Origin of the sequence: Paenibacillus sp. FSL R10-2748 (assembly GCF_038005565.1) — a bacterium.
Lineage (GTDB): Bacteria > Bacillota > Bacilli > Paenibacillales > Paenibacillaceae > Paenibacillus > Paenibacillus polymyxa_B.
In genome coordinates this window covers 160,564-186,656 of the sequence record NZ_JBBOTK010000005.1, presented here as the reverse complement: position 1 = coordinate 186,656, position 26,093 = coordinate 160,564, and the positions used below count along the sequence as shown (strand labels likewise).

The 26,093-nt window shown below is 47.6% G+C and carries 26 protein-coding genes; 7 read left to right on the top strand and 19 right to left on the bottom strand.

Features of this window, described 5'->3' with window-relative positions; translation table 11 throughout:
- Positions 1–40 precede the first annotated feature (40 nt).
- Genes NSS66_RS16945 through NSS66_RS16935 form a run of 3 tightly spaced genes read right to left on the bottom strand, consistent with a single transcriptional unit; the run spans position 41 to position 2,188 of the window.
- Positions 41–925: a MetQ/NlpA family ABC transporter substrate-binding protein gene (locus tag NSS66_RS16945; RefSeq protein ID WP_023986814.1), complete on the bottom strand. Its 885-nt coding sequence runs from the start codon at positions 923–925 to the stop codon at positions 41–43.
- Positions 926–950: 25 nt separating this feature from the next.
- Positions 951–1,721 (bottom strand): SDR family NAD(P)-dependent oxidoreductase, encoded by a 771-nt coding sequence (locus NSS66_RS16940; protein ID WP_068941250.1) that lies wholly within the window; start codon positions 1,719–1,721, stop codon positions 951–953.
- 5 nt (positions 1,722–1,726) lie between these two features.
- On the bottom strand, positions 1,727–2,188 hold the full coding sequence (locus NSS66_RS16935; RefSeq protein ID WP_007428584.1) for an S-ribosylhomocysteine lyase: 462 nt from the start codon (positions 2,186–2,188) through the stop codon (positions 1,727–1,729).
- Positions 2,189–2,464: 276 nt separating this feature from the next.
- Here NSS66_RS16935 and NSS66_RS16930 point away from each other — a divergent pair, with 276 nt between their 5' ends.
- On the top strand, positions 2,465–3,265 hold the full coding sequence (locus NSS66_RS16930) for a GTP pyrophosphokinase (RefSeq protein ID WP_076158742.1): 801 nt from the start codon (positions 2,465–2,467) through the stop codon (positions 3,263–3,265).
- A 159-nt stretch (positions 3,266–3,424) separates the two neighbouring features.
- Here the strand turns inward: NSS66_RS16930 and thrS are convergent, their stop codons facing one another.
- The gene (thrS, locus tag NSS66_RS16925; protein ID WP_053324540.1) at positions 3,425–5,338 is read right to left on the bottom strand and encodes a threonine--tRNA ligase; all 1,914 of its coding nucleotides are present in this window, start codon (positions 5,336–5,338) and stop codon (positions 3,425–3,427) included.
- 299 nt (positions 5,339–5,637) lie between these two features.
- Positions 5,638–5,772: a hypothetical protein gene (locus NSS66_RS16920; RefSeq protein WP_256715626.1), complete on the bottom strand. Its 135-nt coding sequence runs from the start codon at positions 5,770–5,772 to the stop codon at positions 5,638–5,640.
- Between the two features lie 114 nt (positions 5,773–5,886).
- On the opposite strand from NSS66_RS16920, the gene NSS66_RS16915 reads away from it, so the two are divergent.
- Positions 5,887–6,441 (top strand): TetR/AcrR family transcriptional regulator, encoded by a 555-nt coding sequence (locus NSS66_RS16915; protein ID WP_076158745.1) that lies wholly within the window; start codon positions 5,887–5,889, stop codon positions 6,439–6,441.
- A gap of 21 nt (positions 6,442–6,462) precedes the next feature.
- Entirely contained in the window at positions 6,463–6,891 is a 429-nt protein-coding gene (locus NSS66_RS16910) for a DUF3995 domain-containing protein (RefSeq protein ID WP_071559378.1), read from the top strand.
- A 17-nt stretch (positions 6,892–6,908) separates the two neighbouring features.
- Here NSS66_RS16910 and NSS66_RS16905 read toward each other — a convergent pair whose 3' ends face one another.
- A complete protein-coding gene (locus NSS66_RS16905) occupies positions 6,909–8,132 on the bottom strand; it encodes an MFS transporter (RefSeq protein ID WP_340959424.1) in 1,224 nt (407 codons plus the stop codon).
- 188 nt (positions 8,133–8,320) lie between these two features.
- On the opposite strand from NSS66_RS16905, the gene NSS66_RS16900 reads away from it, so the two are divergent.
- Positions 8,321–8,899, top strand: coding sequence for a TetR/AcrR family transcriptional regulator (locus tag NSS66_RS16900; RefSeq protein WP_023986806.1), 579 nt, complete (start codon positions 8,321–8,323; stop codon positions 8,897–8,899).
- Positions 8,900–8,993: 94 nt separating this feature from the next.
- Here the strand turns inward: NSS66_RS16900 and NSS66_RS16895 are convergent, their stop codons facing one another.
- Entirely contained in the window at positions 8,994–9,419 is a 426-nt protein-coding gene (locus NSS66_RS16895) for a MarR family winged helix-turn-helix transcriptional regulator (RefSeq protein WP_023986805.1), read from the bottom strand.
- Between the two features lie 164 nt (positions 9,420–9,583).
- On the opposite strand from NSS66_RS16895, the gene NSS66_RS16890 reads away from it, so the two are divergent.
- Positions 9,584–11,053, top strand: a complete 1,470-nt coding sequence (locus tag NSS66_RS16890) for an MFS transporter (RefSeq protein WP_023986804.1) — start codon at positions 9,584–9,586, stop codon at positions 11,051–11,053.
- A 135-nt stretch (positions 11,054–11,188) separates the two neighbouring features.
- Positions 11,189–11,689 carry an NAD(+) diphosphatase gene (locus NSS66_RS16885; protein WP_076158748.1) on the top strand — a complete coding sequence of 167 codons (501 nt, stop codon included), beginning with the start codon at positions 11,189–11,191 and terminating at the stop codon, positions 11,687–11,689.
- Between the two features lie 158 nt (positions 11,690–11,847).
- On the opposite strand, the gene NSS66_RS16880 is transcribed toward NSS66_RS16885, so the two are convergent.
- The 9 genes from NSS66_RS16880 to NSS66_RS16840 form a co-directional block, all read right to left on the bottom strand.
- Positions 11,848–12,924, bottom strand: a complete 1,077-nt coding sequence (locus tag NSS66_RS16880; protein WP_076158751.1) for a Gfo/Idh/MocA family protein — start codon at positions 12,922–12,924, stop codon at positions 11,848–11,850.
- Between the two features lie 227 nt (positions 12,925–13,151).
- Entirely contained in the window at positions 13,152–13,565 is a 414-nt protein-coding gene (locus tag NSS66_RS16875) for a DUF350 domain-containing protein (RefSeq protein WP_023986801.1), read from the bottom strand.
- A gap of 94 nt (positions 13,566–13,659) precedes the next feature.
- Positions 13,660–15,093, bottom strand: a complete 1,434-nt coding sequence (locus tag NSS66_RS16870; protein ID WP_340959422.1) for a glutathionylspermidine synthase family protein — start codon at positions 15,091–15,093, stop codon at positions 13,660–13,662.
- Position 15,094: 1 nt separating this feature from the next.
- On the bottom strand, positions 15,095–15,433 hold the full coding sequence (locus NSS66_RS16865) for a hypothetical protein (RefSeq protein WP_023986799.1): 339 nt from the start codon (positions 15,431–15,433) through the stop codon (positions 15,095–15,097).
- On the bottom strand, positions 15,433–15,990 hold the full coding sequence (locus NSS66_RS16860; RefSeq protein WP_226887799.1) for a hypothetical protein: 558 nt from the start codon (positions 15,988–15,990) through the stop codon (positions 15,433–15,435). Before NSS66_RS16860 ends, NSS66_RS16865 begins: the two co-directional genes overlap by 1 nt.
- A 90-nt stretch (positions 15,991–16,080) precedes the next feature.
- Positions 16,081–16,986, bottom strand: a complete 906-nt coding sequence (locus tag NSS66_RS16855) for a M15 family metallopeptidase (RefSeq protein ID WP_076158757.1) — start codon at positions 16,984–16,986, stop codon at positions 16,081–16,083.
- A gap of 151 nt (positions 16,987–17,137) precedes the next feature.
- Positions 17,138–17,863, bottom strand: a complete 726-nt coding sequence (locus tag NSS66_RS16850; protein WP_076158760.1) for a phosphoribosylglycinamide synthetase — start codon at positions 17,861–17,863, stop codon at positions 17,138–17,140.
- Between the two features lie 20 nt (positions 17,864–17,883).
- Positions 17,884–21,009, bottom strand: a complete 3,126-nt coding sequence (locus NSS66_RS16845; RefSeq protein ID WP_340959421.1) for a DEAD/DEAH box helicase — start codon at positions 21,007–21,009, stop codon at positions 17,884–17,886.
- Positions 21,010–21,166: 157 nt separating this feature from the next.
- On the bottom strand, positions 21,167–22,120 hold the full coding sequence (locus NSS66_RS16840) for a helix-turn-helix transcriptional regulator (RefSeq protein ID WP_076158766.1): 954 nt from the start codon (positions 22,118–22,120) through the stop codon (positions 21,167–21,169).
- A gap of 106 nt (positions 22,121–22,226) precedes the next feature.
- On the opposite strand from NSS66_RS16840, the gene NSS66_RS16835 reads away from it, so the two are divergent.
- On the top strand, positions 22,227–22,766 hold the full coding sequence (locus NSS66_RS16835; protein WP_076158769.1) for a dihydrofolate reductase family protein: 540 nt from the start codon (positions 22,227–22,229) through the stop codon (positions 22,764–22,766).
- Between the two features lie 82 nt (positions 22,767–22,848).
- Here NSS66_RS16835 and NSS66_RS16830 read toward each other — a convergent pair whose 3' ends face one another.
- The 3 genes from NSS66_RS16830 to NSS66_RS16820 all read right to left on the bottom strand — a co-directional run bounded on the left by NSS66_RS16830 (position 22,849) and on the right by NSS66_RS16820 (position 26,090).
- A complete protein-coding gene (locus NSS66_RS16830) occupies positions 22,849–24,144 on the bottom strand; it encodes an ABC transporter substrate-binding protein (RefSeq protein WP_023986792.1) in 1,296 nt (431 codons plus the stop codon).
- Between the two features lie 227 nt (positions 24,145–24,371).
- A complete protein-coding gene (locus tag NSS66_RS16825; RefSeq protein ID WP_025721894.1) occupies positions 24,372–25,208 on the bottom strand; it encodes a carbohydrate ABC transporter permease in 837 nt (278 codons plus the stop codon).
- Positions 25,209–26,090: a carbohydrate ABC transporter permease gene (locus NSS66_RS16820; protein ID WP_023986790.1), complete on the bottom strand. Its 882-nt coding sequence runs from the start codon at positions 26,088–26,090 to the stop codon at positions 25,209–25,211.
- Positions 26,091–26,093 lie beyond the last annotated feature (3 nt).

Genomic DNA, 26,093 nt, shown 5'->3' with positions numbered 1-26,093 from the left:
CAAAAAAGATCAGCCAGAAAAACTGGCTGATCTCATAAGTTTATTTTGTTGTAGTTTGTCCTTCCAAATAAGAAACCGGCTCTTTAACCTCTACTTTGGTACCGCCAAATTCATCTTTAATGTATTTTTGAGTATCCTCGTTATGATAGAGATCCGCTAACTTTTGCAGCCCTTTGTCATTCGCCTTATCAGATGAAGTAACCAGGACGTTAATATTATTTTTGGTTGCCTGACTGATTTCCTCATGGAACAAGGAATCTTTCAGTACATTCAGACCCCCTTCTAAAGCAATTGTATTCCCAATCAGCACCAAGCCTACATCTTGAATCACTCGTGGTCCTGTTTTGTCATCAATTAGTTCAAATTTCAGGTTTTTAGGATTGCTAGTAATATCATTGACAGTACCCAAGGCATCATTAAAGTCAGCCTTAAGCTTAATCAAACCGGAGGCTTCCAATAACTTTAAACCTCTTGCTGTATTGGCCGGGTTATCTGCCAAAGCTACCAGAGCCCCGTCGGTCACTTCATCGATGCTTTTGAATTTTTGCGAATAAATCCCCATAGGCTCCAGGTAGGTTGTGGCTATAGCCTTCAAATCGGCTTTGCTCTCTTTGTTATAGCTAACCAGGTACGCCCACGATTGGAATGCATTCACATCTACTTCGCCTTCTTTGGTCGCATTGTTCGTTTCGATTCCGCCGTTAATTTCTTTCACTTCAATGTCCAGCTTGGCATCCTTGGCGGCCTGGGACTGGGCAATATGCTTCCATATCTGGGCGTCAGAGCCCATGGAGCCGATGACTACTTTTTGCGTTTCCGAACCGGAAGCGGCGCTGGAGCCATTGCTGTCTGAACTTTTATTACCGCATCCTGCAGCAACTAATAATAAACTAATCCCTAATAGTAAAACGAACGATTTCTTCATGTTGTTTTCCCCCAGATCATGTATGCTAGTGCATCGTCATTCCACCTGTAACATTAATCGCTTGTCCTGTCATATATGCAGAGAGCGGACTGGCCAGAAACAGCACCACATTGGCGACATCCTCCACCTCGGCCGTTCTCCCCAAAGGTACCTGTGAACAATCTTCTTCGTATATTTCTTGAGCGGTCATTCCGCGAATGACGCCCCCTTCAATCCGTTCACGATGCTTCATCGGCGTTTCTACGATACCTGGACAAACCGCATTCACCAAAATTTGATGCGGAGCAAGCTCAATGGCCATCACCTTGGTCAAGCCGAGAACCGCATGTTTGGAAGCACAATATCCGCCCATGGCCCGATATCCATTTTTTCCAGCCTGCGAAGCAATTTGGATAATTCGTCCTGGTTTGCGCGCATCCACCATTTCCTTGGCAAACCGTTTGGACGCTACATACAGCCCAGTTGAATTGATCGAAAATACTTTCTCCCAATCAGCCAACTCACTATCAATGACATAATCCATCGTAGAAGTACCAGCGCAGTTCACCAATATATCAGGCACTCCCGCTTCGCTGATTAGTAGATCGCACCATCTTTCGATATCATCCGGTTTGGATATGTCCAATTGCGTTTCAACCAACTGTGGATTGACCACTCTATACGGCTCTTCATAAGAAATATCAGCAGAAATCACTTTAGCTCCGCTTTTAATGAAAAGCTCTACAATTCCCTTGCCTATGCCTGACTTGCCGCCTGTCACTACCGCTGTCTGATGAGATAGGTCAATCGAAATCATAAATTTTAAAATACTCTTTCGAAAGGATCGCGGCTAATACCCGCCTCTAATACAATCTTCACATATTCCTGCGCTGAAAAAAGAGAGTGGTCCTTGTAGTTCCCGCATTCCAAAGCAGTAACAGCCGGAACCTCTGTCGTCTCCAGAATTCTTTTCAAGGTTTTTTCCAAAGCGAGTGCAATTTCCTCAGGCTCATGTTCATTCCACAAAATCAAGTAGAACCCCGTTCTGCATCCCATAGGAGAGATATCAATAATTCCTTTGATTTCATCTCTCAGGTACGTCGCTAATAAGTGCTCCAGCGTATGTACAGCTGCTGTCGGAAGTGCGTCTTCATTAGGTTGTAAAAATCTCAAGTCATACTTTTGTACTGTGCTTCCTTTTTCGTCATGCTCTACTCCCGCTGCTCTTACATAAGGAGCCTTTACAATCGTGTGATCTAATTGAAAACTTTCTACTTTTGCCATTGTTCTTTTCCTCTTTTCTGTAATTTATATTTTTAATCTAATGATGGATACTCTACATTTGTGATTTTTTTAAAAGAATTAAATGCTCCAATTCAGCATTTTTGTAATTATACATCGGATTACTCGGTTTTACCACCATAATTCTTGTCGTATTTCTTTTTTCTTTGACCGTCTCTCCTTTGCCTGTAGGTTTTGACATAGTGTACAATGTATACGATAATGCATTTTTACGAAAAAGATCGAGGACATCATAAGCCTCATTTAGGAGAATGCTCTGTGAATGAACCGGATTGGAAGCACCTGAATGCTGTCCCATTACCCTTGCAGGAATTTCAGCTACAGCTGGATCAAAACAGTGTTAACGCCAAGCAACTAGAGGAGTGGAGAAAGATTCCCGTCCTTTATCAGCTGGCTCTGGAGGAATTAAAGAATAAAATTAAGCTAATCCAGACGGAATGGAAGCTGTTAGACGGTTTTAGCCCGATTGAGCATATTAAAACCCGGATCAAAGAGCCCCACAGCATCGTGGAAAAGGTTCGGCGCAAAGGGCATGAAGTCACCTTGGACAATATATTGCGTGAAATTCATGATATCGCGGGAATGCGCGTGGTATGCGCTTTTGTGAAAGATATTTATCGTCTGATGGATCATCTTCACACACGGGAAGATATTCGTATTCTGGAGGTCAAGGACTATATAGCCCATCCTAAGCCCAACGGCTATCAGAGCCTGCATGTCATTGTGGAAATTCCGCTGATCCTGTTTGAGGGCACACGCTGGATCAAGGTTGAAATTCAATTGCGCACATTGGCTATGGATTTCTGGGCCAGTATGGAGCATATTTTGTACTATAAGTTCGATAAGAAAGTGCCTGAACATGTCGTTAATGGATTGACCGAAGCCGCACGTGCAACCTACGAGCTGGATCAGAAAATGCTGAAGTTGCGCGGCGAAATTTTATCGCTTAGCAAGGAACAGGATGCGGAAGAATCCCCGGCGAAACAATCCGAAGAGTCGTCCTTGAAGACACTCTCCCTCCCTGCAGATCACGCCACTTCACGGCCACAAACCTGCTAAGTTTTTGTGCACAAGATAACTTAAGAATTCAGTCGAGGCTGCAACAACTATGGTTCATTCTTACGCTGGATTCTTATGTATTGGGTATAAATAAAGAGCCATCAAAACCACGTTCATCATGGTTTTGATGGCTCTTTCACACATTTTTTCGATCAAATATTACTGCTTCTCGCGAATCTCTGTGCTGATTTTCTCTACGATGTCCGCAATGCTGAGTGATCCCAGATCGCCTTCGCCGCGTTTACGAACCGCTACAGTACCGGTTGTTTTTTCATTTTCCCCGATAACGAACATATATGGAACCTTCTCCAATTGCGCCTCGCGGATTTTATAACCAAGCTTCTCATTGCGAGTATCCACTTCGACGCGCAGACCTGCTTTCAGCAACGCATCCTGTATCTCATTGGCAGTCTCGATATAGTTCTCGGATACTGGCAACAGCTTCGCATGAACAGGAGCCAACCACAATGGGAATGCACCTGTAAAATGCTCAGTCAGGATGCCCATGAAGCGGTCAATCGAACCGTAGATGGCACGGTGAATAACGACTGGACGGTGCTTCTGGTTGTCCTCGCCCACATAAGTGAGGTCGAATTTTTCAGGCATTTGGAAGTCCAATTGGATCGTTCCGCACTGCCAGCTGCGTTTGAGCGCATCGAGAATGTGGAAGTCAATTTTTGGACCGTAAAATGCTCCATCTCCCGCATTAATACGGTAGTTGATGCCCAGGTGATCCAGCACGTTTTGCAGAGCTTGTTCCGCTTGATCCCACAGCACTGGCTCGCCCATAAAGTCATCTGGACGTGTGGACAATTCCACTGTGAAGTCAAAGCCAAACACACTATACATTTCGTTAATCAGCTTAATCACGTCTGTAATTTCTTGTTCAATCTGACCTGGTGTGACGAAAATATGCGCATCATCCTGGCAGAATGTACGAACACGCATCATACCGTTCAACGCGCCGGACAGCTCATGGCGATGCACTTGTCCAAATTCGGCTATACGAATTGGCAGATCGCGGTAGGAGTGAAGCTCATTTTTAAACACAAGCATATGCCCTGGACAGTTCATCGGTTTCAGAGCAAATGTAGTTTCATCCACTTCGGAGAAGTACATGTTTTCCTTGTAATGCTCATAGTGTCCCGATTGTTCCCACAGACGATTGTTCATCATCAGCGGTGTACGTACTTCCTCATAGCCATGCAGACGTTGAATGTCACGGGAGTAATCTTCCAATGCAGTGCGGACAACCATACCTTTAGGCAGGTAGAACGGCATGCCCGGTGCTTCTTCGGAGAACATGAACAGTTCCAGCTCTTTACCCAGCTTGCGATGGTCGCGTTTTTTCGCTTCTTCCAGCAAATGCAGGTGCTCATCCAGTTGTGCTTTTTTCGGGAATGCTGTTCCGTAGATACGTTGCAGCATCTTGTTGTTGGAATCGCCTCTCCAGTATGCGCCCGCTACACTCAACAGTTTAAAAGCTTTGATGCGGCCAGTAGATGGCAAATGCGGGCCACGACACAGGTCAAAAAATTCGCCTTGATCATAGATTGTAATTTCCGCTTCTTCCGGCAAATCACGAATCAGTTCCAGCTTCAGTGGATCTTCCAACTCTCCAAAAATACGAGTGGCTTCCTCACGGCTAACCACACGACGTGTAATCGGCAGATTTTCCTGTGCGATCTTCGTCATTTCCTTCTCGATCTTGGCCAAGTCGTCAACGGACAATGGGTTTTCGATATCAATGTCATAGTAGAAGCCGCTGTCGATGACCGGACCGATACCCAGCTTCACGTTTTTCTCACCGTAAATGCGTTTGAGCGCCTGAGCGAGCAAATGCGCTGTACTGTGGCGGTAAATTTCCAGACCGTCTGCACCGTCCAGCGTAATAATTTCAAGGTCAACGTTCTGATCCAAAACGGTGTTCAGATCTACAGCCTTCCCGTTCACTTTACCTGCTACTGCGTTCTTTTTCAGCCCGGAGCTGATCGAACCCGCCACGTCGGCGATCGTTACGCCCTGCTCGTACTCGCGTACGGCTCCATCCGGCAATTTCACTTGAATACTCACGATTAAAGCCTCCATTTCAAATTGTGTGCTATATCAAAATTGAACGCAAAAAAACGCCTCTCTCCCTCAAGGGACGAGTGCGTTCAGCTCGTGGTTCCACCCTAGTTCGGCCCGCTCCTGTGCGTACATTTATGTTCATCGGAACATACTCATGCACGACATGCGTGACCCTCCATTGGTATCCGTTAACGGGGATAAAGCGGTAGGCGCTTACTGATGTTACTGCCAGATTGCACAGCTACATGTTCAACGTCACGGCTACAAAGGGGTAACTTCACATGCGGTTGCCGGAAAAGCTCTCAGCCTCGTCTTTTCTCTCTGAACGGCCCTTCAAGGAAATCATGTCTTTGGTCAATGCCTTGAATATCACTATATGCTACAGCATTATAGATCAAATTCGCAGGTATTTCAAGTGGGCGTTTATGTAAGTTCATGCCTCCTATGCATCAGCTAGCTAAGGGAGCTCATGTGCCCATATTTACACAGCTCTAAAAACACTATAATATATACTTATCTAGACGATACCGTACAGAAAGGGAGAAGGAGAGATGCCTAAAATTATTGTCACAGAAGAACAATGGATTCAGAAAGGAATCGAACGTTTTGAACAGGGTGGAATAGATCAACTTGTTGTTGAGAAAATGGCCGTTGCATTAGGGTGCAGTAAGAGCAGTTTTTATTGGTATTTTAACAATCGCAGCAGCTACATTAGACAGATTGTGGAGACATGGAAGGAACAGACGACACAACAGGTTATTGCAGCGTCCATCATCCATGCTGCCGCAGATGAGCGGATCAGAGAGTTGTTAACCCAGATGTTCGGGAAGACGAAACGAGGAGATTTTCTGTTTTATCTGCGAAAACTGTCATTGAAGGATGATAGTTACCATTCCCTACTCAATGAAGTCGAACAGATGAGAATGGAGTTTATGAAGCAGCTTTTAATACAGAAGGGAATGCAACCAGAGAAAGCCGTTCAGAAATCATGGATGTTGTACCATTACTACTTAGGTTGGTATGAGCGTCACAAGCAAGAGACGTTAAGTGACGAAGCCATTCAACAGCATATTCACATGATTTGGACAGAGTGGATTTCGAATTAATTCAATTAAGGAGGATGCCACATGTTGGAGTTACTTACATGGGCAGTTGGCGGAATTCTATGGGTACTGAGCGGCATGCATCTATATTGGGTATTCGGCGGACAAAAAGGTGCAAAGGCAGCGATCCCAAGCACAGGAACGGCTTTGCTCTTTGAGCCCTCCAAGATAGGGACATCAATTGTAGCTATTCTACTAGCTTTAGCCGCTTGGTTCGTACTAGAACTAGGTGGAGTTACACAATTCCTGTTTTTCAGTACCTTTCATTCCTACGGTGCAGGCTTGTTGTCGTGCGTATTTATTTTACGTTCTATAGGAGATTTCAAATGGGTAGGGCTTTTCAAGAGAAAAAAAGGAACTGTTTTTGCAAAGTGGGACACTGTGCTCTACTCGCCCCTTTGTTTTCTCTTGGGAACAGCCATTTTAATCATTATGTTTTTGCGTACGGCATAGCTTAAAGCTGACCTCTATCAGGTGGTTTGTCTCTTTCGCACGTCTCCACTCGTTTCTTTCTCAGTGAAAAAGTACAGCAAAGCCAGTACAGGCAGGACGACTCCAATCAGAGAACTGAAATTCCAACCTCCTAACGCATACGACCAACCCCCTAATGATGATCCAATCGCTCCGCCTATGAAAAAAATAGACATGAATAATCCGTTCAAACGCCCTCTCGCTTCACTTCCCAAGGAGTAAATCACACGTTGTCCAAGTACAAGGTTTCCCGATACAGCCATATCCAGTGTAATCGCTGAAATAAAGAGAAGTACGAGCGCAACGGTCGAATGACTTTGAAAAAGATAGATGAGCAAAAAAGACAAGGCTGCAATGATCATAGCTAACCCGGTTAAACCTTTGCTCCAGCCTTTATCAGCCAATCTCCCGGCAATCGGAGCAGCTACTGCACCGCCTACGCCTACCAAAGCAAACAATGCAATCCCTTGTTGAGACATTCCGAAATCATCCGCCAATCGTAAAGGAACAACAGTCCAAAATAGGCTGAAGGCCCCAAATAGGCAGGCTTGATAGAGGGCACGGCGACGCAATGCAGGCGTTTGTTTTAAAAGAGTGCCTAACGAGAAAATCAATTTACTGTAAGATACCGTAGGCACAGGCTTGCGCTCTGGAAGAGCTCGCGAGAGCAGAATCGTCAACAGCGTCAAGACAATGGCTGACAAAATAAATACGGCTTGCCATCCCCAGATGCTGGTGATAAAGCTTGCTACTGGCCGTGCGAACATAATGCCTAGCAAGAGTCCGCTCATGACATTCCCAACAACGCGGCCGCGCTGCTCTTCGGATGCTAAATAGGTGGCGTACGGCACCAGTATTTGGGCTACCACAGATCCAATTCCAATGAATAAGGATGCGGTCAGGAACAACGGGGCATTGGTGGCAAAAGCGGCAACAACCAATGCACAGACTGTGATGATTAGCGATATGACCATGAGCCGTCGATTTTCAATAATGTCGCTGAGCGGTACGATAAATAGCAATCCCACCACATAACCGATTTGAGTCAAGGTGACAATGAAGCCCGCTGCTGTAGAAGAAAGACCCATAGCAATGTGAATAGGTCTTACAAGGGTTTGAGCATAGTACAGGTTGGCAACAATAAGGCCGCATGCGGCTGCCAACAAAAACATCATCCAATTTGAGATACGGTTACTTTCTAAGGCTTGTTGTTCTCTTTGCATGATAATCCTCCTCATTAATTTAAATACTAAACGTATAGTTCATTAATTCGATAATCAAATAATATACTGAACGTTTCGTTTTGTAAATAGGCGAAATCAACTTTTTTATTTCACATAATATTTGATATACTGAACGTATAGTTTATTTTTCGCGTTTACTTATATCCGTTAAGAAGGTGAGCATTCCAGTGCAGAGCAAAAGAGGACGTCCACGTAATGTCGAGACGCAAAAATCTATCCTTAACGCTTCCTATGATCTACTGTTGGAGCAAGGCTTTGGGGCGGTGACGGTAGAAAAAATTGCTGAGCGAGCGAAAGTTAGCAAAGCCACCATTTATAAATGGTGGCCTAACAAAGCTGCAGTAGTAATGGATGGTTTCCTGTCAGCCACCATAGCAAGATTGCCCGTGCCCGACACGGGTTGTGTATTAGATGACATTCTCATTCATGCCACGAATTTAGTGCGGTTCTTAATAAGCCGAGAGGGTAAAATCATTACAGAGTTAATAGGCGAAGGGCAACTTGATTCAGGATTGTCAGAGGCATACCGGACCCGATATTTCCACCCTCGGCGACTTGAGGCTAGGCTTCTTATTGAGCGCGGAATAGAGCGCGGAGAATTGAAGGAAAATCTCGATATTGAATTATGTATCGATCTCATTTACGGGCCGGTTTTTTATCGATTGTTGGTAACCGGTTATCCATTAGACGATTCCTATGTGCGACAATTAGTCATACATGCGTTCAAAGGAATTGGCTTGGACTGAATGACGTGGCATTAAGCAGTTCTCACAGAGTATCCTCTGTGAGGGCTGCTTTTTCTTTTACCTGCCACGATCCTCTGGCTAACTCCTGATTTGTTTATTCGTCAGGGTCTATACTAATTTTTTGCAGTAAATCGATAAGAAGCTCCTCTTCCTCTTCGGATAGATTGTAGACAAGGCTGACATTGGACTCGTCCAATATTCCTTGTAGGACAGGGGAAAATTCTAGCGCCTTGGCCGTAGGAGACAAAAGATGGGAACGGCGGTCATTTGGGTCTGTTTTCCGTTCAATGTAGCCTGATTCCTCCAATTGTTTCACAGAGCGTGCCGTGGTTGCCTTGTCAAATTTAAGTTCATTCGTCAACTGCTCTTGTGTAATGCCCGGCCGCTGCAAAATGAGCTTTAAAAAGCTGTGTTGTCCTCCACTGCCGATTCCGTAAGGAGTCAGTTTTTTGGACAATATTTTTTGATTACGACGGTACAGGTGGGAAATTAGCTTTCCAATCGGTTGTTTTTTTCTCATCAAATACACCTCATTGGCTTAAAAATGACACATCCCCAGTTGGGACCAAAGCAAAGTTTACAATAACATTGTTGCACACGCAACTAATTTGCTGTACACTAGAACCGTTCATTTAGTTGCGCGTGCAACTAAATAGAAATTGTTAACGATAACGAGGTGTAATGATGAGTTCAACTGCTATAACGGCTACAACCTATCAAGAGAATATCGACGTCCAGAAGAAACGTTGGCTGATTTTAATTGTTTTGAATCTGTTTACATTTATGTCCACATTGGATGGAAGCATCGTCAATATCGCTCTTCCTGTGTTGTCTCGCACGTTACATTTACCCGTGGCACAGATTGAATGGGTGACAACCGCCTATTTAATGGCGATATGTACCGCTATCTTATTTTTTGGCAAGCTTGGAGATATCGTTGGTAAAATCAAAATATTCAAAATCGGCACAATCGTATTCATTCTTGGCTCCCTATTGTGCGGTCTTAGCTCTTCGCTCTCTATGCTGCTGATTTCCCGTATTATTCAGGCGTTTGGAGCGTCCATGACCATGGCGAACAGCCAGGGGATCGTGACAGATATCTTCCCGTCCAATGAACGGGGCAAAGCGCTTGGCCTCATTGGAACCTTCGTTTCTCTGGGTAGTATCGCCGGGCCAAGCTTGGGCGGTATTATTGTCTCGTCGCTGGGCTGGCAGTATATTTTCTGGGTCAATGTACCGGTAGGGCTGGTCGCTGTCTTTCTTGGCTGGAAGCTTTTGCCGAAGGATCTGATCAAGGTGAAAGATAAAATTGACGTTCCCGGTAGCTTGGTGTTTGCTATTTTTATTCTCACTTTGTTCGTCGGATTGTTGCTGGGACAGCAGGTCGGGTATGGAGACAAACGTATCGTTGCTTCGCTGGTGGTGGCTGTAATTGCTTTTGCCATGTTCATTAGGTTGGAACTTCGTCGTTCTGGGCCGCTGTTACAGCTCGCGCTATTCAAAAATCCGTTATTTTCGCTCAGTATTTTGTGTGCTTTTCTGGTGTTCGTCGCTAACTTTTGCTTTAACATCATTTCGCCTTTCTATGCGCAGAATATGCTGAACTTGTCGCCTTTTCATGCCGGCTTCCTGCTGATGCTACTCCCCATCTCGATGGTTATTGTGGCCCCTCTCAGCGGTGCGCTTTCCGATAAAATCGGATCTGAACTGCTTACATTCGCCGGGCTGGTCGTTATGGTCATTGCCCAGATTGGATTGGCCCAACTGCATGCAGGCAGCTCCATCCCGCTCGTGGGTCTGTGGATTGCCATGCTGGGCATTGGCAGTGGTTTATTCCAATCGCCGAACAACTCGCTGATTATGTCCACGGTACCCCGCACACAGCTCGGCTCAGCCGGGAGTGTCAATTCGCTGGTTCGCAACGTCGGTATGGTTGTGGGGATCACTTTGGCTACTTCCATCCTCTTTTATATTATGAGTAAAGAGGCTGGTTATCGGGTCACCGGCTTGGTCCCGGGTCATCCAGAAATTTTTCTGGCAGGCATGCATGTAGTCTTTATGACGTCCGCGTCCATCTGTCTTGTGGCGGCATTGTTAACAGGCTGGCGGCTGATTGGGGCTAGACGGGCAAAAACGCAGCAAGAAAAGGGATAAAGACCAAGAGAAGAAATAAAGCGTCCGTAGACAGAACAGTGATCGTAGAATTAAGATGATGAGTATTGCAGTACAAACACGGCATTAAAAGCAACATTTACAATTTTAAAAATGTGATACAAGGGTGGCGCTTACATGAAATATTGCTATGAATGCGGAACAAAATTGATAGTGAAGGAGTGTGAAGGCGAGGGCCCTATCCCCTTTTGTCATACATGTCAGGTCTTTCGTTTCCCGATATTCAGCACTGCGATCAGTACCGCTGTATTGAATAGTCAAAGAGATAAGGTGCTGCTCATACAGCAGTACAATATTCAGGGCTTCATTTTATTGGCAGGTTATGTGAGCAAGGGTGAATCCGCAGAGCAGACATTGGTGCGTGAAGTTAAGGAAGAAGTAGGATTACAAGTCGATGAGTATCAATATATGCGCAGTGAGTATTTTGAACGAAGCAATACACTGATGCTGAATTTTGTATCCATTGTGAATGACGATCAGTTGGATGTTCTTAGTACGGAGGTAGATCAAGCACGTTGGTTTACACTGGAGGAAGCCAAGCAAGCTATTTTGAAAAACAGCTTAGCTGAATCCTTCTTGCTGACCATTATTGAAAAGATTGAGGCAGGCTTATTTTGAAGTGATATAAGCGTGGCGATGCCAAAATGATGAATTTACAGAATATATTGAATTGCTAAACCGCAAGATGGCTGCTCTTCAAAGGAACCCTCTTGCGGGTCACAGCATGTTTATACTCTTTGTCATTGCTGGAATTTCAGCGACTCCCCTCACATCCCCTACATTTCTACTAAACGTCCATTCTCTTTCCATGATTGCAGTATTTTCTCAAGTACCCACTGATTTTTGTAGCCGTCCTCGAATAAGGGAGCACGATCCACAGACTTTCCCCTTGCCAGCTCAACAAAATCTTCATAAGCCGTATGATTATAGATTACAGGGACAGCCCAAGTCTCGTATTCGGCACCCGGGTGTTCCAGGTCACGCAGCACGATGCGGATACTTTCCGGGTTATTGAGGCTGGCGTGCAGTGTGCCAAGTTCTCCATAGATATCGACTTCGATATCGTGCCGTATGCCGATGGCATTTTTATGAGTGATAAAGGTTCCCACGGTATTGTCGCCTACGATGCCATGAAAGGCAGCAAGATCTTCCACATTTACTTTTACAGGCAGACCCGTGATCGGATCGAACCGCTCAGGTGTAATGGTATGTAACAGCGCTGCGACACTTTTAAATTCACCCACCAAAAAACGGGCCAGATCAATGATATGTGAGGCTGTATCCCCCACTACTCCAGAACCAGCCTTGGCTAAATTGTGACGCCATGTATATGGATGCTGACGATACGGCGCAAATGCATCCATTAGATAACGAAATTGAATGTTATAGATTTTACCCAGCTTTTGCTCATCCAGCAGTTGCTTGGTATATTGGAAGGCCGCCCCGTAGCGATGCTTATAGTGAACCAGCAAAGGCACCGGATTCGCTGTATATAGCTTTTTCAACTGATCCGCTTCTTCCCATGTGAGAGTCAATGGTTTTTCTGCCAGTACAGCTTTGTGTTCTTCCAGCGCAATACGAATAATGTCAAAATGCACATCATTGGGTGTCAGCGACAGAATCGCATCTACCTCTGGGTCACGGATTAATGCTTCATAATGGGCGTACCGCTTGGAAGCAGGTAGTTGCAATTGTTCTCCGATGGCTTGAAGGCGATTGGGATTCACATCACTAACGGCCACAATAGATACCCCCGAGATGGTGTGCAGTGATCTCATGTGATATTCAGCGATCAGACCCAGGCCAATGATACCCATCCGAACTTGTTTGGTTGGGGAGGTGGAGGTACTCATATGTTCAGAATTCCCTTCTCTTCAATTTGATTTGAACTCTGTAGCAAATTCCTTTTTGCTATGCAGTATCACCCGTTGCTTTGTAGAATAGTCACCACAGGAAGTGATCGTCACAACCTTCAATTCAACAGTCTGATGCCGGGCAGTGAATACAATGTTCCATAAAAAAGGATCTGCAGCTCCGTTGTCCGGTGTTGCAGATCCTTGGTATTCCTTCTCTATATCGACTACATCAAAAATGTACCTACCACAAAAGACACCCCGACGATGACCGAGCGCAGCAGCTGTGCCAGAGCCACATTGCCGTTGGCAATTTCCTCGCACACTTTGGTACGCGGCGTCACCAGATCAAAAATCACATAGACCAGACACAGCACTACAATGCCCACAGCCGACCAGGTCAGCATATCTAGCCATGAATGACTGCTGTACGACACCATTCCCACGATGATACACAGACCTAGCAGCTTTGCACCCATATAGATGCCTGCCGCCTCATTGCCGCGTGCGATTTCTTGATTATCGTTATAACGTGTCAGCAAGCTGAACACAAAATAACCTACGATTAAGATGGCAAACAGGATAAGCAGGCCGATACCTACATTGCCCAATGCGTTGCCCAAACTGATATGAGAGTCCAATTTTCTTCCTCCTTATGATACCTCAGGATTTTGCAAAATCCTCACTTGTGAAAATAACAGATATGTTCGAATATTGTACATTTTTTAATTCAGCTTATATAACGGGCGGATTAGGAGGTACGGTGGCAACAGCGGCGGCGCAATAATAGGCCATATCACCTGTTACCTTTTCACCGATTCGCGGCAGGACACCCGCAAAACGCCCCCCGATCACGAATATGCCTGTCAGCACATAGCCGTGAAATAGCCCTTCCTCGGTCTGTACCTCTGCGCTCTGCATCGGCCACAGCCGCTGATAAATCTTAGGCTGTCCCTCGTAATAAGCGGCAATATGTGCGGCTTCCTCCTGCTCAGGCGTTCGTGGACCATCAGCTTGGTGAAGCAGATCAGGGTTGTCAGTCTGCGCAGGTTCAACCTCTCCCAAAGCACCTTTCAGCATCTTTTCGGATTGAGGATGTTCAATCAAGTGCGTCCCTTTACCCTCCCGCCCCCATATACCTTTGGCCACATAAGGCTCTTTATTTTGCATAAACACCGAGGGTTCAAAATACGTAGGTAGCAGGTAGGTTCGTATCACCTCCAGCTCGCGATCGTCAAACAAACGAAAACCACAAAACTCTGGTGTCTGCTCATTGCGCTCATATAGCGACCACACGGTTGCGGTGAACCCTTTGCTCTGGGTAATGATATGCTGCGGCGGGTTGATTAATCCTATTTTCCCGTCTGCCACCATATCCATTAGCGCCTGCCCCACCTCAAGCCCCGTATCCTCCTCCCGGTCATCAATTAGATATTCCAGCGGATACAGGCGATAGAGAATGTGGATCTGCTCTCCCCGGTGATACAATCCTTCATTCGGGATAATCTCCAGTTCTTCCAAAGGCGCATAAACCACTTCAAACCCGGCTTGTTCACATAAATGCATGATATACTTGGTGTTCGTCTGATCCTCGATGTGCCAGTCATAGCAAGTGAAATACACCTTTATTCCTAATCCCTTATTGCTATAAAAATGAATGAACTCCGTCAAGGCAGACTGAATCGCCTCGTCCATTCCAGATGAGGGTCCATGTAATGCATTGTCATCCGCCGATATTCCATCCCTACTCAGCACCTCCAGCAGCTTTCCTTCGAGATAAGCCACCTCGGGAATCCCGGTTGGGGTATCGGTGTTATTCTCTATGCACTTGATACCCGCTTCCCCCACAATCCAGTCCTGGCGGGTTATCCCATCCGGCTCGGCCTCCATTCGTGCAGCACGCAGCAAGCCTGGATGAATCCCCAACCGTTCCACCAGGTATTCATCCGGCATATAGCGCTGGACGAATTGCTGAACCTTGCGATAAATACGATGTACCGCCTCAGAAGCAGTCTGAAGCTCTGCCAGCTCGCTTTCCCGATATACCGTTAAGGCTGGCACGCAATAGGATTTACCATACATGCGATGATACGGAATTCTACGGCTGATTTCACCCTTAAAAAGCTCATCATGTTCATAAGGCAATTGCCGAATCGTACGCATGCTCATCTTAACCCCCAGAGAAAAAGCCGCTGCGTGAGCCGCTGCTGCCAAAACCGCTGTGTGAGCTGGAAGATGAGGATGAGCTTTTGCGGTAAGAACTGGAAGATGAACGACTACTATGGTATGAGGAACCTCCACTATAATATGTCGATCCACCATAGTAATACCCGCTGCTGCCTGAATCCCGACACGCCGTTTGTTCCGATACAGGAAGCTCATCGCAGTCATAATACTCGTCGTCACCGCAACCCGTCAGAGCGGCCGGGACAGCCAACATCAGGGCAAAGGCCGCCATCCGTGTACGAGAGCCGGGCTTGGATTTCATTTTTTCCCAAGAATGCTCCATCACAGATCGACCTCCTTCACAAACAGATGTACCTTTTTCAGCTGAGGGTCCAGTACCGAATATATAAATTCATATGTTTTGCCACCCAGTACTGTATAGTGATCTAATAGTCGTTGGGCCAACTCCAAAGTAAATACTGAACCTTCCCGCTGATCCATACTACGGAATGCAGGTTCATGCCATATCCAGTACATTGCACTGAATGTGGAAGTGTAACCTCCCTCACTGGCAAGCACGAGGTCTGTGATGGAGGCACCGTAAGGCTTTGCACGTTCCCCTGTAAATTCAGTCACATAGACGGAATGATCCGTATGTTCCTCACTTTCATTCGATATATGCGACCATAGTTTGTCATGGAGACGCGTAGCGTCTACAAGCTTGCGTAGAAACAGCTCATCTCCCGATACGGATTCCCGTGTCAGGCTGCGCAGTTCCTTTTGAGTGTCTTCCGACCATTCGCGATACGTTAATGAATAATAAATGATGATTCCCTTCCCTTCCTGTACGCTTCTGTCATGAGGTTTGCAACAAATCAAAGCGCTTCTGTCGTCGTTCACTATACGAGATTCTACCTTGAAAAGGTTCAATTTGGAAGAAAAACACGACAAAAAGCCGCAATCCCTAGGATTACGGCTTGATTTTAGCTGCTACAGCTTGATATTGTTCTCGTCGAAATATTCCTCCAGCGTCATCCCCTGCTTGGCTACATCCTCCGCAATGTCTATTCCCACATAACGGATATGCCAAGGCTCGTACACATAGCCGGTTACATCTTCCTTACCCTTCATATAACGAATAATAAATCCGTATTCCGGTGCATGTTTTTCCAGCCATTCGCCTTCCTTGGAAGCTCCGAAGGATTGCTCCAGCACATTACCTACGCTTGGGCTGGATACATCAATGGACAATCCTGTCTGATGCTCACTCGTACCCGGTACAGCGCTAACTTTAGAGGCATATTCCTGCCCCTTTGTCTTTACATTGTTGTTGAAAATAGATACCTGACGCTTATAGGAACGGTATCCCGATACCGCACGCAGCTCAATGCCGGCTTTTTCCGCACCGTCGAACAGCTTCTCCAGTGCCTCTGCCGCTTCCTTACGCAAATGCCGCTTTTCATGCGGTCCCTCGAAGGAAAATGGCACCTGCGGCTCCACCAGGTCATCGGGGACATAGCCTACAGGCAAGCTGCGCTTTTTGTTCACAACGACTGTATCAGAAGTCGCATTAGTGACGATCGCGGTTCCATCCTCTTGCTTAACCGTGGCTTGCAGCGCACTCTGGCTCCGCAACGCCATCACAGGGTCGGCTTGTCCACTTTCTGTACCTGCAGAGGCTTGTCCAGCGCTAGTGCTGCCATTGCCCGTATCCGGCTGGGCGGAAGGCTGTACATTCTCCTGTACCGCTGTAGATGACTTCAACGGCTCGCTTTCCTGTCCACCTGATCCTCCCTGCTGGCAGGCTGCCAGTAATAGCCCTGGCAGGATCAGCCCTGGAATGAGTGCTTTGGTCCAGCGCTTAGATGCTCGCGTCTGTTGTATATGTCGTTTCATGCTGGTATCTCCTCCAATATTGCAATTGATGCATGACTTGCCGTCACTTTTCCGTTTCCCCATTGTAACTGAACTTTTGGCACTCTTCGAAGCCATTATCCCGTTCGATGAAGGCGAATAGACTCGAAAAAGGAAGTATATACCCGAATTGTTACGGAGTATGACGTTTTTGCGGGATTGCAGCTCGGGCCCGCTCAGCTACCCGTTCACGTATGAGTTTCAATGCCTCTTCCGCACGGGGTAAACCCGGCAGCAAAGCCGTAATATCCGCTTCCTTCTTAGGAGCAAGCTTCTGCGGCAGACGAATCTCAATCGCGTGAAAGCTCGCACCGGGACGATGCAATGCTCCTTCTGCCGCAGACTCTGCAATCCATTCGCTAATCGCTGCCGATCCGCTACGTCCGCCCTCTGGCCGTGAGGTAGACTCAAGCGCGGGGGATGTCCCCTGCACATGGGATAACTCTCCGGCCCAAGCACTAAATACGTACTCCAGCAGCTCTTCCCGCGACATTCCGATCAGTTCCAGACAGGTCTGCGGCTCGCTTTCCAGACCGGCTTGAAGAGCTTTCTTCACATCGTCGACTACACCCACGCCATCCTCCATGCTAGAAGTGGCTGTCTCAGCTGCTAGCTGAACGATCTCATCCAGCGATAGACAGGTTTCCCCTTGCAAAAAATGGTAGATATCCAAAGGATCTGCTTTTAGCTGCTCCAGCCATGCCTTCCTCTGTTCGGGGTTCAGTACAGGCGCTGGGCCAGTCCATTGGACAGCATGTGTGGAAGGTACACCCGTTGATTCGCCTTTCAACCCATTTCCGTCTAATTCCGCTATCCATTGACCGTCAGTTACTTTTAGCTTCACTTGCGGCCTCGTCATCGCCTTCATCCTTTCTCTGCTCACTCAATCCATACATCATTTTGCAACGCAATCAGACCGCGCAATTCATCATCAGACATTTCGGTGAGCCAATGTTCACCGGAGCCGACAACCTGCTCGGAAAGTGCCTTTTTGCTCTCAATCAGCTCGTCGATCCGCTCCTCCAGCGTACCTTGGCAAATTAGCTTGTGCACTTGTACATTGCGGCTTTGACCAATACGGAATACGCGGTCCGTCGCCTGGTTTTCCACTGCAGGATTCCACCAGCGGTCATAGTGAATGACATGGCTGGCGCGTGTCAGGTTCAGGCCCACGCCACCTGCACGCAGGGAAAGTACGAATATATTTGGTCCTTCTCCCTGCTGGAAGTTGTGAACAATTTCATCACGTCTGGTTTTCGCCAGTCCTCCGTGCAGAAAATACGGCTCTTCCCCGAAGATTTTGGCCAAACGAGAGACCAGCAATTCTCCCATCGACACATATTGGGTGAATATCAGCGCCGATTCGCCGTTCTCGCGAATCGTCTCTACCAATTCCAGCAGTCGCTCCATTTTGCCCGAGTTTTCAGTTTTACCACTATCAGCCCGGCCCGGAATGATCAGACCCGGATGGTCACAAATCTGCTTCAACTTGGTCAGCGAAGATAGAACAAGCCCTTTGCGAGCCATACCGATCTGCCCATCCAGTGTTCCCAATAATTGATCCACCACGCCCCGATACAATCCGGCCTGCTCTGGTGTCAGTACACAGTAGGATTTCAACTCCAGCTTCTCTGGCAAATCCTTGCGTATATCTGGGTCGCTTTTGAGACGACGCAGCATGAACGGGGAGACGAGGCGATGAAGCTCACGCAACGCGGACCCCCGCTCCTCTCCTGCCAGACTGTAACGCTGGCGGAATGAAGAAGCCGTACCGAGGTAACCTGGATTCAGAAATTGAAAAATAGACCACAGCTCGCTCAGCCGATTCTCTACCGGGGTACCCGTCATGGCGATCCGATGTGGAGCAGACAGCTTCATGACGCTTTGTGCTTGCTTTGTTCGTGCATTTTTTATATATTGCGCCTCATCCAACACGATGGACGACCAGTATACCGCAGATAAATCGCTGCCGTCCCGGCCCGCCAAATGATAGGTAGTGAGGACGATATCATACTCACGTACACTTTCCTGAAACAGCTCGCCGTGGAGTCGCTGGTTGCCATGGTGAATATACAGTGACAAATCCGGTGAAAAGCGCTTCAACTCGCGCTGCCAGTTGCCAAGCAAGGACGTCGGACAGATGATCAACGCCGGACGTTGATCATCTGCGCCGATGCCACCGTCGAGCAGGCAGGTGATGACTTGAATCGTTTTACCAAGTCCCATGTCGTCCGCAAGGCAGACGCCAAAGCCCAATCCACGCATCGCAGCCAGCCATTGAAAGCCGCGCTCTTGATAGGGCCGTAATGCGCCATGCAGCGTCTCCGGCACAGGCCGTGGCTCTACCGAACGGAGTACGCCGCCCTCAGCCAAGGACGCAAGCAATCCGGCGGATTCCGCGCCAAAGATGGACAAGCCCTTCCATGAGGCCTCGCCTGCACTTTCATTTTCTGCAGCTAGATGCATCCATTCGGACAAGCTCATCTCACCGTTTTCCCCGCGCTTGATAAAGCGCAGCACCTGACGGATTTCCTTGGGATCGACCTCGATCCATTCCCCTCCGAGACGTACATACGGCAAATTGGCCGCGACGATGCTTTCCAGTTCCTCCATCGTCAAAATCGTATCACCCAGCACAGCCTCGGCATCAAACGAAATCATGCGGTTAATGCCGACAGACGATGTATCGGCAATCACACCATCTGGCTTGGCACCCTGCTCTGTCGAACGCATTTTGAGCCGCAAGCCTGCACGTCTTCGGCCCTCCCGGCTCCAGCGTGAAGGCATTTGCACGGTGATACCGTTCTTTTGTAGTGCAGGAACGGCTTCCGTCAGGAAGCGGAAGAACAACTCTGGCTCCAGTGTCAGCCCCTCGGGATAAGGACGGTTCAACGCTTCCTGCAATATAGGTGCCGCTTCAGCCGCCTGTCCGAGCCTCATTAACAGTTGCGCCTGCACTTGACGATATACAATTCCGCCTCGAACCAGATCACGTTCAGGATGCGCCCACAGTGCCAGAGCAGGCAGTCGCAACCCCGGCTCAGCATCGCTTTCTGCCCAAAAGGTAATGCGCCATTCCTGCACACTCTCTTCCAGCGAAGGCTCCAAACGAAGGCACAACCGCAGTTGCCCTTCTATCGGCTCCTTGTCTTCCCGTTCCGTAACAGGCATTGCGCTTCCCTCAAGAGAGGACGCTTGAAGCACCAGCTCCTCCATCTCCGCGGGCGTTCCCTGAATCGCCACCGGGCGGGAACCTGTCAGCAGACTGTTCCACCACAGCTCTGCCAGCGGCGATCCTCCGCGCCGATACTCTGCGCGATATCGGCCCAGCTCACGGTCTGAGGCTGCCAGCACCGCGGTCGTTTCCGCATGGATGACCGCACACAAGAAGGAGTACAGCACGATTCCTGCTGCATCCTCACGTGTTTCAGGCTCCTTGCCCGCAAAAACAGCCGGAGCCGCCATACAAACAGCCGGCATTGCAGCAGCCAGCTCATAAAAGCGGCGTATGTCCTCCTCTTGACACAGTCGAGGAATCCACACCCCGATAGCCGCTTCCGGACCACGACGGCGCGGTCCCGATGGACGCGCCTCTGTAAGCGATGGCGCAATTTCGCCCCGCTGCATCAGCTCTAGCGCGAAATAAGCAGCTTTTTGCCAATATTGCATTTCCTCGCCCAGCGTAATGCCCGATGCCGCACAGCCCTTCTCGTCCATGCGGGTCAACAGTGCCATCGTCTCGCGCGGTTCCAGCGCCAAACCCTCCAATGTACGCCCCAGCATGGAACGTCTTTTGCCACCTCTGCCCGCGGTTTCCACACGAGCAGTGTTCGGTATCCGTACCTCAGCAAGACGCAACGCAGCCTGCCGAAACGGCCGAAGGTCTCCCTTTAGCGTCAGCCTGCGGATTACACTGCTCCACGCATCGATACGTGGTTCCGACGTCTCACCAGAAAAGCAAAAAAACACATCTCCGAGCCATATTCCATAAAGCGGTTGATTCATATCTGTCTCCCGTCCAGCCTTTTGAATTATTACTCTTCATCATATACGAAAACGGGCTCTTTTCAAAACTTTATCACAAAAATAAATGGAAAGTCATAAGTTAATAACCTTAAATATTCATGTGGTTAACTATAAATAAGAGAATCAATTTACAGGATTAATTGTCTTTTTCTTCATCATCCGCTTTTGCATCCTTCAGATAAGGGTTCAGGCTGTCTTGCAGCAATTCCTTGACCCTCATCCGCAGTTCTTTCGGATATATGACCTCGGCCTCTGGCCCGTATTTTAGCAAAAGTCGGGACACATATCTAAACTCTTCGACCGGAATATATCCCTGCCATTCCTGACCCTGCCCTTCTTGATGGGAGACACTTTGGAAGAGAGCATCTGATCCGGCCAGCCTGGCACCCAATGCGGTAAATTTTATTTTGGTTGGAATTCCTATACGGGAATCCTCCGAAGCCAACCATTCCTGAAGTGTGGGAAGGCTGTCCAAGGTTTCCTCCAGCATCGTTATTGTGATCACCCGATCTGAACGGTACAGAATGATGCGATCTCTGCTGTGCGCTGGCATATACCAATATCCGTGATCAAAATACAGTCCAATCGGATATACTTCGGTCCACTTTTCACCGGAAACCGAGCGGTAATGCATGTTCACCCGGCGCTTATTCAGCGCAGCCTCCAAAATGATTGAGGTGTAGGGTGACTCTGCGTGAGTCGGCAGCATACGAAAAGAAATGTACTCCTTTAATTGATCGATACTGTCCTGCACATCCTGTGGAAGCTCGGCATAATAATGCTCGGATAAATGTCCACGAACCGAGCCAAAAGGGATATCTGGAATGTTCTCCAACAGTTGCAGCATGAGGAAAAGACCCAGAGCCTCGTCGCGAGCAAGATGGAGGGGAGGAAGAAGCCGATTGGGGAGTGCCCGATACCCGCCATGAGGACCCATTTCGGTATAAAGGGGTAACCCGGTCTGCTGCAAATAGTCGAGATCTCTTTGTATCGTCCTGACGGAGACACCAAAACGTTCAGCCAGCTCACGCGCCGTATATTTTTTTCGGGAATCCAGTATCCTCATAAGAGCAATCCTGCGTTCGTTCATAAGGTACCCCTCGATTCAAAAATTAATTTAAAATGACCGTTTAACTACGACATAGGATGTCATAAATACATTGTAACATTAGGAAATAGAAAGGAGTGAATGAACTATGGAGGATTTGAAATCAAACGCAGTTGTGCTGTATATTGCCATGAGTCTCGACGGGTATATAGCTTTGCCGGACGGTTCGGTGGACTGGCTGTATGATGTTAAAGGGGATGGCGGGGACAATGGATATGCCGACTTTTACGACACCGTAGGTACAGTGCTGATGGGCAGGCTGACGTATGAGGAAGTGTTGAAGCTCTCAGATGATTTCCCTTATGCTGGCAAGCCATGCTATGTGCTCACACGAGCATTAACGGAGCAACAGCAAACGCCACATGTTACATTTACGGACGAAGCTCTGACTGAACTGGTTCCACGTCTACAAGAACAATCGGAAGGTGCGGTATGGCTAGTCGGTGGAGGCCAGTTAGTCCGGGCCTTCTTACAAGCTGGACTGCTGGAGAAGGCTATCATTGCGATCATTCCCAAAGTGCTTGGACAAGGAATACCGTTATTTCCAGAAGGATCGCTGCCAAGTACGTTTAAGCTTAAAGAAATAGAACGCCGCGGGGATATCGCTCTGCTCCATTACCATTTATAATTTTGTTTACAGAAAAGCCTTCATATTTCAGGATCATGCAATCTTCCTGAAATATGAAGGCTTTATCGCGTGCTTTTGTTCATTATTTGGTCTTCAAATTATCCCATGTTCTCTGGAAATCCTCGAATAGCTTCCCAGCATCCGATTTACCTGCCACATAGGCTTGCATCTGACTTCCGAATTCTTGCTGTGCTCCTTCAGGATAGCGGCTAAAGAACCAGCCCAACAGTTTGTTTTCCTTACTATATTTCACCACTTCCGCACCCAGTTGGCCCATATCAGCCTCTGCCCCTTCGATGCTCTTGAATGCTGGAATAAACTTGAATTCCTTGGTGATATACTTTTTACCCTGCTCGGATGTCACCATCCAGTTTAAGAACTCCTTCGCCTCGGGTTTGACAGTCGAATTTTTATTAACCACCCAGTTGTTGGCGACACCTACAAACAGCTTATCTCCGGCTGTTGCGTCTTCACCAATCGGCATAGGTAAAATACCCAGATTCAGCTTCGGATTAATACCGTCAATTTGGACCTGAGTCCAGTTCCCTTGCTGCATCATGGCAGCCTTTCCAGTGGCGAAGTTCGTTACCTGCGTGTTGTAATCGGTCGTGAGCGGCTTCGAATTGCCATACTTCATTGTCAGATCAAACAGCTTAACCCACTCGGCAAATACAGCGTTGCCCGGAATCTTTGCAGTTCCATCATTCAGTCCCTTAACGAAGGCCGAAGGGTCTGGCTGATTGGCAAATGCCACGTTCAGCAAATGATTGCCCAACACCCAAAACTCCTGATATCCATTAGAAAATGGAGTAATCCCTGCAGCTTGGAGCTTTTGCGCAGCTCCCTCCAGTTCGGACAATGTTTTAGGGGTCTCCGTAATCCCCGCCTTCTTGAACAAATCCTTGTTATAAATAAAGCCGTACCCCTCCAGATTCATCGGCTGGCCATACAGCTTGCCGTCTTTGGTCATCGGCTCTTTGGCGACATCCACCACATCGCCAACCCAAGGCTGGTCAGACAGGTCCTCCAAATATTCCAGCCACGTATCCAGCTCGCGGTAACCTCCTACGTTAAAAATATCCGGCTGCTCCCCGGAGGCGAACTTCGCCTTTAACGCCGCACCATAGTCACTGCCCCCGCCCACGGTCTGAATGTCGAGCTTGATCCCTGGATGAGACGCTTCATATTCCGCCTTCATGCGATTCAGCGCTTCTGCAATCTCTACCTTAAACTGAAAAATGTGAATTGTTTTTTCCTTCACTTCCTCTTTGCCTGCGTTTTGTCCGCCACTGCTGTTACAACCTGCCAAAACCAGGGCAAAGGCCGCGAGGAGCAAGATTAGTGCTTGAGCTTTCTTTTTAAAAGTATGCGTTTTCATTTTCATGTTCCTTTCTATTCTAAATTCATATCAGATGAACTCGAAAAATTCATGTAGAAACGGAGCAAACGGAAAACGGAATGGTGCTGAACAAGCGATAGCGCTCGCCTTTGTCTCTAGATTCCCACCTTTATTCGTTTATTCAGGGGAATCTGGAGGCAACAGCGATGGTAAGCACCATCCGTTTGCGGAGTGGCCACCGTGTACATTTTCAGCTCATCCCACACTCAACCTTTGACCGAACCAGCCATAATACCTTGTATAATATATTTTTGCATGGCCAGAAAGAATACGATGACAGGCAAGATGCCCAGCACCAGAGCAGGCAAAGCCAAATCCCACTGCTTCGTGTATTGTCCAAAAAAGGCATAGGTAGCAATCGGAATCGTGCGCAGTTCAGCCTTTTGCAGTACCAGAGAAGGAAGGAGATAATCATTCCAAATCCAGAGCGTATTTAAAATAATAACAGTTACCATCATCGGTAGCATCAACGGATACACAATTCGGAAAAACACTCCGTAAGGCGTACAGCCGTCCACCGTAGCTGCTTCTTCCACCTCGACTGGCACACCTTTGACGAATCCATGAAAGAGAAAGATCGACATTGGAGCTCCGAATCCCAGATAACAGATTACCAGACCACTTATACTGTTCATTAAATCCAATGTACTTACAACCTTGACCAAAGGAATCATCACCGATTGAAAAGGAATGACCATGGCAGCTACGAACAGGCTGAACAACACTCGATTATAACGCGTCGGACGCCGGACCATTCGGTAAGCTGCCATTGAGCTGATCAGTACGAGCAGCAGATTACTAACTACCGTAACCACGAGTGAATTCCATAAAGCTTCGGGAAAACGCGTGATGCTCCACGCTCTAGCATAGTTGCTCCATACAAAGGTTTGTGGCCAGGCCGCAGAATCGGTGAGCAGGTCACCAAAGCTTTTGACCGAATTCACGAATAAAAAGTAAAACGGGACGAGGAATAACAATGCGACGAGGATCATCACCATCTCGGTCGCCCATGTTCCAAAGCGGTAGCGCTTGCTTGTTTCCATTTACGCTTCCACCTCCCGACTTTTCGTCAGTCGTACCTGAAGGCTCGTAACCAGAGCAACAATGATAAAGAAAATGAGTGCTTTAGCTGTTCCCAGTCCATATCGATTATTCACAAACGCTTCATTGTAAATATTGAGTGCAACCGACTCTGTGGACCCGAAGGGACCGCCTTTGGTCAGTGACAAATTGAGATCGAACATTTTGAATGACCATGATATCGCCAGGAAAAGACAAACCGTAACGGCAGGCATGATCAAAGGAAGTATAATCGACCGCAAAATTTGCATCCGGCTTGCTCCGTCAATTTCGGCTGCTTCCAGCATATCGCGGGGCACATTGGTTAGGGAAGAGATATAAATAACCATCAAATACCCGGCAGTTTGCCAGATAAACACGATGACAATGCCCCAGAAGGCCGTGATCTCATCTCCCAACCAGGACAGGTTGAAGAAGGACCAGTTCGTGCTCTCTCCGATTGCTGCAAATCCCTTGACGAAAATAAACTGCCAGATAAAGCCCAGCAACAGACCTCCGATCACATTAGGCATAAAAAAGATGGTCCTCAGTACATTTTTTGTTTTCAGCGGTTTGGTTAGAAAGTACGCCAGCAGAAAGCCAAAAATATTCGCAGCCACCACTCCTACCACCGTAAAACGGACCGTAAACCAGAACGCTGTCCCAAATTTGTCATCATTCCATAAAATGTGACTGAAATTATCCAGCCCGACCCACTTTGCCTCATTGGCTACCCCATTCCACTCTGTAAAAGAATAGTACATTCCGAGCATAAAAGGGATTACAATAATGATAACGAAAAATAACGTCGACGGCCCTACAAAAATCCATTGCTGGAGCCATTGCGACGACTTGGCGCGATTCAATCC